Here is an 11717-nt window from a genome sequence, read left to right as displayed (position 1 = left end):
GGTCCTTCGCCGTCGCGCCGCGCAGGAGCCATTCGCCTGCGAGGGCGGCGAGTTGCTGGATGTCGCGGCCGTTGAGGCGCAGCCGCCGTTCCTTGTGGGAGAGGGAGGCGAGGATCAGTCCCCCGCGCTCGATCAGCGGTTCCGGGACGTGGGAGGGCTGGGAGGGAGGGTTGTCTTTCTTTCCCTCTGTGTTTGTTGGGTAACGGCCGACGGACGGGTCTGTCGGTTCACCGGCGGCCGGTTCCGGGGCAGTCGGTGCGACCTGCGGGGATCCGTCCCGTACGGCCACTGCTTCCTCGGGTGACAGGACGACGTTGGACACCATCTGCTTCGTGTGCCACTTCCCGCCCGCGACCTGGAGCTTCCACTCATGGAAGTAGCCCTCCGCCTTCAGCTCCCGCTTCGCGACGGTGAACGCGCCCTTCTTGATCCCCGCGTTCTCCGCCGTCGCCCACAGCGGCTCGTCCACGCTGCTCGGAAGCGACAGCTGCCACATCAGCAGCCGCACGGCAGCCGCCGACAGGCGGGGGTGGCGGATGATCTCGTTCGATACCTGAGTGAAGAAACGCTCAGGGGCGATAACATGCCGGAGCATCCTGGGGACTCCTTACAAGTCCTCGTGGTGTAGGCCCTCGACCGGTGTTTGCCGCACCGTCGAGGGCCGCTTCGTTTTCGTGACGAAGCAACCGATTCGCGGTCACCGTACCGCAAGGCTCGCGCCCCAGGATGCGCTCAACTACGTTGCTGGTCGGGATAGTTCATTACTGACCGACAACGCCCGTAAGGGATCAGCGCGCGCTTCGTTCGGCGGCGTTCGCCTGCCACTGGCGGCCGATGGAGCGCAGGAGCGCCGGGTACACCCCGATGTACCGGAAGGGCTTGATACCGGCCATGTAGAGGGTGCCGAACAGCCCGTTCGGCTTCACCAGGACGGCCATCTGGCCCCGGTAGCCGCCGGACCCGTCCGGGACCCAGCCGATGTGCATCACCCCGTGCACGGTCTTGTTGGCCATCTCGGCAGCCCACTCGTCGTCCCGCAGATAGAGGGGGGTGAACGGGGACGAACCGAGGTCGGGACCCCGGGGGCCGTCGCGGAGGTCCGCCGGCATCCGGTCGCGCAGGGAAGGCCGCCGGGCGCCGATACCGGTGCCGGGCTTGTCCCAGCCGAGCAGCGCTCCGAGTTTCCAGCGGACGGCGAAGAGCGCGCGGGAGGCGAGGCCTTCCCCGTTCACCCCGCTCCTCATTCCCTCGGCGGTCTGGCGCACCAGCCACACGAGATCGTCGGGTCCGCCGGGGGTGGGGAGTGCCCACACATCCTCGACCGTGAAGTCGGCGGCGATCTCGTGGATCCGCCAGGGGCGGTCGGTGTGGGCGGTTCGGGGAAGTCGCATGAGCAGGCCCCATATCTATACGGTGGCGTATAGAACGAGTCTAGGCCGAGCTATACGGCGCCGTATACTCGGCCGGGGCGTGAGGAGGCACACAGCATGGGGGCGACCCGTACGCCACGCGGCAAGTGGATCGAGGAAGGCCTGCGGGCACTGGGCGCGGGCGGCCCCGAAGCCGTCCGGATCGAGGTGCTGGCGCAGGCGCTCGGCGTCAGCAAGGGCGGCTTCTACGGGTACTTCCGCAACCGGGACGCGCTGCTCACCGAAATGCTCGACACCTGGGAGTACGAGGTCGCCGAGGGCGTGATCGAGCAGGTCGAGAGCGGTGGGGGAGACGCCAGGACCAGGCTGGAGCGACTGTTCACCATCGTCGCCGCCGCCACGGACGGGCCGGTGCGGGGCACCACCGCCGATATGGCGATCCGCGACTGGGCCCGCCGCGACCCGGCCGTCGCCGAGCGCCTGCGCCGCGTCGACAACCGCCGTATGGACTACCTGCGTTCCCTGTTCTCCGCCTTCTGCCCCGACGAGGACGAGGTCGAGGTCCGCTGCCTGCTCGCCGTCTCGGTGCGCATCGGCAACCACTTCAACGCCGCGGACAACGGCAAGCGGAGCCGCGCGGAAGTGATGGAGCTGATCCGGCAACGGCTACTGGCGTAGCCGCCCCCTGCGTGGGCGCTCCGGCCGCCCCCCGCCGCGAGCAATACCTTTCGGCCCTTTACCTGACCGGTCACCGACAGTGGCTGATCTTGCGCGGTGGGGTGCGTAACGTCTGGCCCCGGCCCGCGCCCGCTGGGGGTCAGGGCCGGACAGAGGGTGGGGACAGATGACCAGCAAGAGCACGACTCCGGAAGAGCGTGTGGAGCGGTTGCGGGGGCTGTTGTCGGGGCAGCGTTCGCAGGACCGTGCGGGACGGGCGTTGGCGGTGGGGCAGGGCACCCACGGCAACATGCTGCTGGGGGCGATGCTGCACGGTGCCGACCGGGTGCGGCAGGGCAAGACACCCACCGATCTGGAGCGTGTGCTGCTCGACGCTCTGGGAGGGGCGCTCTCGGACGCGGAAATGCGGCAGTGGGGCCGGGCGTACCGGGAGCTGGTGACCGCTCAGGGACGGCTCGCGGCGGTCCCCGAAAGGATCACGAGCCGGTCGGTGAACCAGGGATACGCGATAGCGGACCTGTGTCAGGACTTACCGCACCTCATGGCCGAGGCCCTGGCGTGTCCGAACGTGCAGGTCGTGGGCCCCGTCGCGGCGGCGGCCGGGGAGCCGGAGGACCCGGCCTTCATCGAGGCGATGCGGCAGACCGGGTTCGCGGTCACCGGGTTCTCACGCACCGCCCAGCCCATGACCTCCGGCACCGCCGAGGATGGTGCCGGGCAGGCGCAGAACACACCGGGCGAGGGCGATGAGGGCCGGGAGGCCGGCAGCGCGACGGCGACGTTCCGGGTGAAGCTGGAGCTGGAGAGCTTCTACGTGCACCGGGCTGTGGGGGACCAGGGCCAGGGCCGGGACGAGATCTACTGGACCGCCGCCACCGGCGTCGGCGGAGGCGCGGGCGCCACGTACGACTCGGGGGAGTTCGGGGCCGTCAAGCGGGGCGATACCCGCTACTTCGACGGCAACAAGAAGGTCCTCTTCGAGGGGAACTCCAGCGGGTTCCTAGGCACGACGATCCAGGTCTGGGAGGCCGACCACAGCAGCGAGGAGTGGTGGGCCAACCTGAAGGAAAAGCTGAACGCGGCGGTCATCATCATCGACGCGCTGCTGATGATCGCGGACTACGGCCTGATGATCACTCCCCCGTGGGTGGGAATGGCCTGGGAGCTCGGGAAGATCTTCATCTCCATCATCGACGTCTTCCGCAACTACGACGACATGTCCTGCCAGCGATTCATCGGCATGGACAAACAGGACCTGGCCGTGCTCGCCCACCGCGGCAACACCTCCTGGCACTTCAACGGAGACGGCCACCACGAACTGCGAGTGAAGTACGCGGGCGACCAGATTCCCTTCCCCACTGGAACCCTGGAATACGCCGTCCGCGGCGGCGAGACCTGGGGCAAGCCGATCACCCTGCCGTGGCAGAGCAACACGCCCCCGGCCCTGTGCTCGTACAAGGGCCAGCTCTATGCCTCGTTCGTGCGCACCGACGGGGCGGTGGTGTGGACGCGCCTGGAGAACGGGGTGTGGCGCAAGCCCGAGCTGATGCTGGGGGACCTCAGCTACTACGCCCCCGCCCTGGGCGTGGCCACCGGCAAGCTGCACTACTGCGTCACCGGCACCGATCACAAGCTGTACACGCGCACCTTCAACGAGGCCACCTCGACATGGGGGGCGTCGACCAGGTGGGACAGGACCGGCTCGGCCATGGCGCCGTCCATGGGGGGCTACGAGGGCAAGCTGTATCTGACCCACGTGGGCGGCGACCACACCGTCCACCACAGCCTCCAGCACGGCCACGGCTGGGAACCGATCTTCGCGGACACCCTGGACTGGGCGGTGAACAAGCCCGTCGCCATCTGCATGGCCGGCGCCAATACATGGCGCATCGCCCGCGGACAGGACAGCAAGCTGTACGCCAGCACCGCGTCCGGCGCCACGGGTTGGACCAGCCACGGCACCATCCCGAACTGGCGCACCCCCAACGGCGTCGCCCTCGCCTCCCACGGCGGCAAACTGTGGATGTGCTTGCGCGACGAGGACGGTTACCTGCGCGCGGCGACCCACGACAACACCACCTGGAGCGGCACCCATTACGTCAGCGGCACCAAAGCCATCAAGCTGATGGACGAACCGGCCGCCGCCTCCCACGGCAACAAGCTGTACGTGATGTACCGCCGCTGAGAAGCTGCCATATGTCGTGGCCCGGTGACGCTCTGCTTCGGATGGATAGGGCGGCGGTGTGACACCGACGGCCCCGGGCACCGTGGAGGTGCGCCGGGGGCAACTCCACTGAGCGCACGGGTGGTTCACCGCTCACGATAGTGCGCGTGTTTGGGATCGGGAAAGGGAAAACGTTGCGGTGGTCCGTCAGACCACGCCCGAGAGCACGTTCGGCAGCGTGAGGATGGGGCCGCCGCCCGGCCCCGTCAGATTGATGACCCCGTTCGCGTCGGCGCCGATCAGGCCGAGCACGTTGATGTGGACCTCGGCATGCGCCGGTGCGGCCATCGCGGCACTCCCGATCCCGAGCAGAAGCGTGGCGGCGGCGGTGGCGAGAACGCGGTGCATGGGCTTCATGGGGTTCCCCTTGATAGGCCGTATGGGTGGTGAGCGAACCATGTCCGCCAAGATGGCCGACAAACGGCTGTGGGGGAGGGCGCGGGAGCGCCGCACAGGCGCTCGTGAGGCCGTACGCGCCGTGTTCGGTCAGGCGTACTTCTGGCCGAGGTCGCTGGCCTGCAAGGCGGCATTGTCGTTGATACCGATGACGTAGCCGTCCGGGTCGCGGAAGTAGAACATGCGCTGTCCGTTGTGGTCGGTGACGGTGTCCTTGGTGATCTCGGCGTGCTGGGCGATGTGGTCGTAGGCGGCGTCGAAATCGTCGACGCCGAGGTAGAGCATCCCGGCGAAGCCGATGGGCGTGTCCGCCAGGACGGGCAGCCACTTCTTCAGGTCGTCGTTGCTGTAGAGCATCCCGCAGAATCCGCCCTGGTAGAGCAGCATGTGAATGTCGTCCCCGGGCCGGGCGGTGCTGGAATCGATATCGAAGCCGAGCTTCTTGTAGAACGCGATGCTCGTGGCGGTGTCCTTGACGCTCATGCAGGGAGCGAACGGCATTGAATCCTCCATGGGTGGTGGCCAGGATGCGCGTGGGCACCTGTGCCCCTTTCTCCAGCAACGCCGACCCCTCCGCATGTCAAGGGCCGCCGTCCTGGTGAGAGCGCCGCAGCCGAAGCCCGGCCGGCCACGCCCTGGAGGAGGCGGCCCCCGGGGCCGGCCGTCAGTGGCGCCTGGCAGAGTGTCACCCGGACGGACGGGGTCGGTGCACTGGCATCTGCTGACGCCGTGGTGGTTGGGAAGAAACGTTTCGTAGGACGGGGGGAGACGTCGTGGCCAAGTGGAAAATCGAGCTGCTCGGCTTACGCGGGCGCTCCAGGACCTCGGCTCCGGAAGAGATGAAGGGGCAGGGGCCCAAGAAGTGATCGAACTCGGGAAGATACCGACCTTCACGGGCAAGCTGGAGGAGCTGGAGAAGCACGCGGCGGCTCTGAAAAAGACCGCCTCCAGCATCCGCACCACGGGCAGGGACGTTCATACCGCGTTCCAGACCCTGGATCCGGTCTACGACGCCCCCGAGAAGGAGCAACTGCTCAACTCGACGGCCCCGGTGCGGGACAAGGCGGATGACTTCGCGAAGAAGCTGGAGTCCGCCGGCAGCGCGCTGCACAGCTTCGCGACGACCGCGAAGCCGCTGGTCGACAAGATGGACAAGCTCCGTGAGGACGCGAAGAAGTTCGTCACGGAGAACAAGGATGACGACGACTGGAAGAAGGACGGCGACAAGATCGCCGAGAACGCGCGACTTGTCCGTGAGGTCGGCATGACCTGGGTGGCGTTCCAGGGCGTGGAGCGCGATACCGCTAACAAGATCGCGGCGTTGGTGGGCAGCAAGCTGCACTTCGTCGTCGACGACGGTTCGCACAAGCCGGGTATGTACGGCTTCAAGGAAAGCGACGTCAAGGACGCCAAGAAGACCCCTTGGGGCACGGTCGACAAGCGTGAGCACACGGGACTGCGGGCCGCGTGGGAGTGGACGAAGGACAACGTCGGCGGTGGGCTGAAGGGCTTCTTCGCCGACGGTGCCTGGGGCAGCGTCAAGGGTCTCGTCGGCATGGTCAATGTCTTCGACCAGGACACGTTCAAGAAGACCTGGACGGGCATCGGTAATGTCTTCGGCGGTGTCAGCGCGTACGTTGCGACGCCGTACGAGTGGGCCATGGACAAGATGTTCGGCCCGACCGACCACAGCGACACCGACAAGCAGAAGGCCGCCCTGCGCGGCTTCGCGAAGTCTTTCGTCGCGTGGGACCAGTGGGAGAAGGATCCTTCCCGGGCGTTCGGGAACGTTGCGTTCAACGTTGTCACCCTTGGCGCGGGCGCGTTCCTCAAGCTTGGCAAGGCGGGCCAGGCCGGTGAGGCCGGGAAGCTGGGCGCGGGCGCGAAGCTGGCGACCGTGGTGGGCAAGGCGGGCGTGATCCTCGACCCAATGTCGTACGTCATCAAGGCCGGCAGCGTCGCCAAACTCAAGGTCGGCGACCTCATGGCGGGCCTGAAGGCCAGCCAGGCGGGCCTGGACGACATGGCCCGCAACGTGCCCACGGGGAACTCGCCGCATCCGGGAGAGGCCAACGCGCCCTCGGCTCACACGGGCGAGACGCCTGCCGGTCGTGAGTACACCGACCCCGAGGGCAACAAGCGCGTCATCGGTAACGACGGTTTCATCCGGGACGAGCACGGCAACGTCGTTCCCGACACGGCTCCTCACCCCGAGCCGCACAAGGACGACCTGCCGAACGTCAAGGAGCACGAGACCGCTCCGGTCAAGGACGAGTCAAGGGTCCTCGAAGGCGCGGGCGGCCCCAGCCGCGTGGAGAACTCCGCGAATCACCCGCCGGGTTCGGCGCACCCGGGTGGCGGCACCACGCCGAACACGCCGTCCACGGGGGGCCACGCCGCAGGCCACTCGGCCGGCGGCGGCTCGGGCACGGGCTCGCACGCATCGTCGGGCGGGGGCGGCCCCCACACTGCGGGCGGTGGTGGCGCGGGGCATGGCACCGGCGGTCACGGTGATACGCCGGGTACGGGCGTCGGTGCTGGCGGGCACGGCGGCCACTCTCAGGCCACCCCTGGTGGCGAGGGGCCTCACGGCAACGACGTGGGTGGCGACACCCCCGCCTCAGGTTCCGGCGATCACGGGTCCGGCACCGGTGCCGACGGCCAGGCGGAGAAGCCCGCGTCCGGCGGGGAGGAGAAGGAGCACGCCGAGACCGGCAAGTCGAGCACCACGGGCGAGACAGGCGCGACGCCTGGCGAGCGTGCGAACGAGCCTGTTCCGGAGCTGACCGCTGAGGAGAAGGCCGCGCACTGGAGTCACCTCGATGAGGTGGAAAAGCGAGCTCCGGCGGAATTCGATCACCTGAGGCACGACCCGGACCACAAGGGCCACATCAATGATAAATCGATGGATGAGGCGCGGGTCGGCCTCGACCTGCGGGAGAATGGGCGCCTCCCGGCGGATATCCGCCGTCCGGATGCCGATATGGGTGAATTCTACTCCGAGACCACTGGCGAGTACTATGACATCAAGGGTGTCCACTCCGACTATCCGCCGTTCAATAACATTCGCGACAAGTCCGGGCCGTTCAAGGGTGCGTACGACCCTGCAAATTGCGACGCATGGATCAAAAAGCAGCTGGAGAAGCAGATCGTAAAGCGCGGACGTATAGTCATCATCGACATTCGGAACGCGAATCAAGCGGCGATCGACAGCGTCAGGGCTGCTGTGGAAAGCCGCGGTTGGGGAGATCGTGTCATCTGGTACCCGTAAGAACTGGAAGCCGGCTGTGCTCCCGGCCAATCCGGAAGCCACGCGGCAACTGCACGAATGGCTTGCCTCGGAGGAATACAACCTCAACGGCATCGAGCGCGACTTCCGTGGCGCAGACCTCTCGGGCGGGGACTTCTCGAACGCATGGTTCACTGAGGCGGTTCTCGTGGGTGTGCGACTTGTCGGTGCGTCCTTCTACCGAGCCGACCTGCAGTCGGCGGACCTGACGGAGGCGGACCTCACCGGAGCGGATCTCGTCAGGGCGAACCTGGACGATGCCGTTCTCCGATCGGCGCGGCTCGACGGAGCGGACATGGTCCGGGCTTCGCTGAGCGATGTCGATGCGTCGGGAGCGAGCTTCCGTGGGGCGAAGTTCCTTGGGGCTTTGCTGATCGACACGGATATGAGGGGGGCGGACCTGACCGATGCAGTGATGAACGAGAACCTCTTCGAGATCAAAGTAGACGACTCCACAGTGGTACATGGCCTGACAGGAACGGTTTTCGGGCCGATCACGGTATTCAGTGGCGAAACCTCTCGGGAGCTGGCCGGTGCAGAACTCGAAGCGTGGATTAGCGAGCGGGGCGGAGAGGTTCGAGTGATCCCTCCGCGTGGTCCGGTGAAGTAGGCCGTGACCGGCCCTTCTGGTACCCGTAAGCAATGGGAGTCGAATGCGCTCCCGGTCGATCCTGAAGCAGCGCGCGAGTTGCGGGTCAAGGTCACAGTCGACGACTCCACTGTGGTGCGTGGCCTGACAGGCACTGTTTTCGGACCGGTCACAGTCGTCAGCGACGAATCCTCCCGAGCGCTGGCCGGCGCGGAGCTTGAGGAATGGATCGGCGATCGGGGCGGGCAGGTCGAAGTGATCGCACCGGGTAGCTCCCCCCCCCCCCCCCGCAATAGGGCGGGCGCGCCCCTTTCCGGAATCCGCGAATTCCTCGTGACGTGACCGCACCCGCTGGGTCACCCGCGCCGGTCGCGACCGAGGGTGACTCATCGGTCACGGAGGTCGAGGTCGTGTGGCTCCGACCGAGGTCAAGTCCGACTACCTGCCCAAGCACCTGATCGAGCGGAGTTGGCTGGGCGAGTTGGACACGTATTCGCTGACGAGCGATAAGGGAGTTTCACGGGCATGCTGCCGCGCGCGCCGAGGGAATGTGGCTCGTGGTCCTGGGACCTGGATGACGTGGCGGAGCCTGGTCTGGAGTCCGCGCTCAGGATCGCGGGGCGCATGAGTGCGGTGCTCCAGAAGCACGCTTTGATGGAGCCGGACGCGCTTGAGTGGCACTGGTTCCAGGCCGGAAAGGGCGGCCTCGGTGTCCACAGCCGCTTGGACCTTGTCGGTCGTTCGCTCGATGATCCGGCATTGCTCGATGCCCTCCGTGCCTGTCAACCGACCGGTCATCCGCAGGCGGAAATGGGCGCAATCCTTGTGCTGGGATCCGGCGCGTGGTTCGACGCGAGCGGTAGGCGCTACAAGGAGTACCGTCTGGTCGAACTGATGGTGTCACCCGATGAGATCGGCCCTTCGGCCGAACTGTCTGTGTACCACGATGTATGGGGTCTGTGTGATTTCCGGGGCGAGCCCCACCCGGCCATCCATGCCGCCAACGCGCCGCGGCTTGCGTCAGCCCTGCAGGAGCTCGTTCACGTGCTCGGAGTCGAGGCGGAGCCCGGCGAGCCGACGTACTACGGTCGAGCAGAAGGCCACGGTCTCAAAGCTCCCGACATCATCGACGGGCGAGGACCGGACCTCACCGATGCGGCATTTGGCTAGGTTCAGCCCGGAGCACATTGCTGTGATCACTGCTAAACCTGTGGGTGGCGGCGCCAGTACCTGTGAGGCCTGACCTATCCTGAATTACTCGGCGCGGATTTCGACGGGCAGTCGTCGAGCAACATCGATGGCGCGATCACGCGATCGATGAACAGCTCAACAAGGACCTACGCTGCGCCGCGTGGATCCGAAATTCGATTCGTGCTGGGTCGTTCTGCACGCTCCCCCATCGCAGGCCCTGAGGGCCTATCTCAGCCAGGCTCGCTTTACCTTCGTCGAGTACGGACCCGCCCCAAGAAGTAGAAGGCGACGGAAGGCTCAAGGCGTGACCAAGGCAGGCGAACCGGATCTCCAGGGATGGATCGAGGAGGGGCGCCGGAACATCGTCGATGTCGCTGACATGCTCGGGGTGGCACCCGAGATCTATACCCGCGACCCGATGAGTCTCATCCCCGCCCTCCAGTCCTATGTCTCACGCGTTCCGCTGAGTGAGTTCGAGCAGTCGGACTGGATCACGCTGCTCAGCGATCTGATGTCCTACGTCGCCGATTACCTCATCCAGAAGCACGGAGCGCGGTGGCAGGTGGCGGACGACCCCAGTGTGCCCCGCGGATATCGGTATGTGGTCGAGGCGACGGGGCGGGACGGCGTCACTCGTCGCATCGACCCGGCCGATGTAGTGAAGAAGGAATTCGCCAGTCTCCCGATCGAGATTCCCCGGATGCTGGCCAGGGCAGAACTCACTCTGCGTTTGTCGGCGCGGTTCGACGACGCGGAATGACGCACCGAGGTGCACCAGCGCTGCGCGGCGATGTCCTCAAGCGCCGGACGGGCTGTTATCGGCTGGTCTCAGCCAAAACAAGCCCGATGGGAAATACCGTCTCCACGCCATGTTTGCCAACCCGGTGCCGGTCGGCATCCTTAAGGAAGAGCTTCAATGGACGCGCGTTTAAAAAGTTTCCTCAGAGTACATCTCGATCTCGAGCGAGGGTATGAGGCGAGTGGCTATCTGAGGCCCACTCTGTTGAGCTTCAGCGATTCCTACGTGGAATTGATCCGTGCAGGGTTCGAGCAGATCATGTCAGACGACTCATTTGGGCCAGCCGAATACGAGCGGCTGACCGATATTGAATTCCCCGACAGGGAAACCCTGCAGGCCTACCTTAGAGCCATGTATGCCTACCTGTTCAATGGTGCGCCGGAGCAGCCGTTGCCGCCGGGTTAGCGGTACGGGCAAGCTGGAGAAGCACGCGGCGGCTCTGCCGGGGGGACGCGGAGACCGTCTACCCGCTCACGCCCAAGGAGTGAAGGAGATCTCCGCAGTGATCCGCACTCGGTACTACGTTGAAGACGCGTTCGAGGTGCCGGAGTTCTCCGGGCCGGACGGGCTGAGCACCCTGGGAGAGTGGGTCACGGCCGATATTCAGCTCTCGCCGCTGTCCGTCCTGGAAGCGATCGACCTGGTGGCCCAGGCCAAGGCCAACCCGGGCTTCGCGCCGGAGGATCTGGACGGAAACGCGCACACCGTCACCATCAGCCCGCAGGGCGTGAGGGTGGAGAACTTCTTCGTCGAAGACGTTCAGGGTGATTACACCCTCGACGACGCGTTCCGGGTGCTGGTCGACTTCTGGGACTACTGCTGCCTGGCTCTTCCCGACAGGGTTGACGCGCGCCGACGTCAGTACGCCGAGGAGAACGGGCACGACCCGCTGGCGGGAATCCGCGAATTCCTCGCGACGTGACCGACCTGCTGGGCCACCCGCGTCGGTCGCGACCGAGGGTGGCCCAGCGGTGACGGAGGTCGTGTGGCTCTTAGGAGGGCCCCATAAATGGTTACAGTCCCGCGTCATAGGTTGCCCGTTGACGATGCAGCGCAACGCGCGGAGCAGCTCGCCGCGAGCGTCAACGGCCTTGGGGACCAGCGGTACAGCCATTAACGCTAAGCAGTTGATCTTGGTCTGGAGCGGTGAGCTACGAGGGCGGCGACGTGTCGTTGACGAG

At 66.3% G+C, this 11717-nt stretch carries 11 protein-coding genes and 1 pseudogene; 8 read left to right on the top strand and 4 right to left on the bottom strand.

Going from position 1 to position 11717, the window contains the following annotated elements; genetic code table 11:
* Both ACZ53N_RS34720 and ACZ53N_RS34715 read right to left on the bottom strand, forming a co-directional pair.
* Positions 1–595 (bottom strand): annotated as a pseudogene (locus tag ACZ53N_RS34720) (hypothetical protein); the annotation flags it as partial.
* A 193-nt stretch (positions 596–788) separates the two neighbouring features.
* Positions 789–1391 carry a DUF2867 domain-containing protein gene (locus ACZ53N_RS34715; protein ID WP_469144763.1) on the bottom strand — a complete coding sequence of 201 codons (603 nt, stop codon included), beginning with the start codon at positions 1389–1391 and terminating at the stop codon, positions 789–791.
* 96 nt (positions 1392–1487) lie between these two features.
* Here ACZ53N_RS34715 and ACZ53N_RS34710 point away from each other — a divergent pair, with 96 nt between their 5' ends.
* A complete protein-coding gene (locus tag ACZ53N_RS34710) occupies positions 1488–2048 on the top strand; it encodes a TetR/AcrR family transcriptional regulator (protein ID WP_469144762.1) in 561 nt (186 codons plus the stop codon).
* A gap of 166 nt (positions 2049–2214) precedes the next feature.
* Positions 2215–4233 carry a PLL family lectin gene (locus tag ACZ53N_RS34705; RefSeq protein ID WP_469144761.1) on the top strand — a complete coding sequence of 673 codons (2019 nt, stop codon included), beginning with the start codon at positions 2215–2217 and terminating at the stop codon, positions 4231–4233.
* Between the two features lie 186 nt (positions 4234–4419).
* Here ACZ53N_RS34705 and ACZ53N_RS34700 read toward each other — a convergent pair whose 3' ends face one another.
* The gene (locus ACZ53N_RS34700; RefSeq protein ID WP_469144760.1) at positions 4420–4629 is read right to left on the bottom strand and encodes a hypothetical protein; all 210 of its coding nucleotides are present in this window, start codon (positions 4627–4629) and stop codon (positions 4420–4422) included.
* A gap of 129 nt (positions 4630–4758) precedes the next feature.
* Entirely contained in the window at positions 4759–5169 is a 411-nt protein-coding gene (locus ACZ53N_RS34695; RefSeq protein ID WP_469144759.1) for a VOC family protein, read from the bottom strand.
* A 361-nt stretch (positions 5170–5530) separates the two neighbouring features.
* On the opposite strand from ACZ53N_RS34695, the gene ACZ53N_RS34690 reads away from it, so the two are divergent.
* The 6 genes from ACZ53N_RS34690 (at position 5531) to ACZ53N_RS34665 (ending at position 11458) form a co-directional block, all read left to right on the top strand.
* Positions 5531–7939, top strand: coding sequence for a hypothetical protein (locus ACZ53N_RS34690; protein WP_469144758.1), 2409 nt, complete (start codon positions 5531–5533; stop codon positions 7937–7939).
* Positions 7920–8567 (top strand): pentapeptide repeat-containing protein, encoded by a 648-nt coding sequence (locus ACZ53N_RS34685; protein WP_469144757.1) that lies wholly within the window; start codon positions 7920–7922, stop codon positions 8565–8567. Before ACZ53N_RS34690 ends, ACZ53N_RS34685 begins: the two co-directional genes overlap by 20 nt.
* A 504-nt stretch (positions 8568–9071) precedes the next feature.
* Positions 9072–9716 carry a hypothetical protein gene (locus tag ACZ53N_RS34680; RefSeq protein WP_469144756.1) on the top strand — a complete coding sequence of 215 codons (645 nt, stop codon included), beginning with the start codon at positions 9072–9074 and terminating at the stop codon, positions 9714–9716.
* Positions 9717–10041: 325 nt separating this feature from the next.
* The gene (locus ACZ53N_RS34675; protein WP_469144755.1) at positions 10042–10497 is read left to right on the top strand and encodes a hypothetical protein; all 456 of its coding nucleotides are present in this window, start codon (positions 10042–10044) and stop codon (positions 10495–10497) included.
* A 156-nt stretch (positions 10498–10653) separates the two neighbouring features.
* A complete protein-coding gene (locus ACZ53N_RS34670) occupies positions 10654–10941 on the top strand; it encodes a hypothetical protein (protein ID WP_469144754.1) in 288 nt (95 codons plus the stop codon).
* Positions 10942–11038: 97 nt separating this feature from the next.
* Complete coding sequence (locus tag ACZ53N_RS34665) at positions 11039–11458, top strand: hypothetical protein (protein ID WP_469144753.1); 420 nt, start codon at positions 11039–11041, stop codon at positions 11456–11458.
* Positions 11459–11717 lie beyond the last annotated feature (259 nt).

Source organism: Streptomyces sp. NPDC033229, assembly GCF_055576875.1.
Note: the sequence above shows the minus strand (reverse complement) of the source record. Positions and strands in the feature narration are given on the sequence as shown.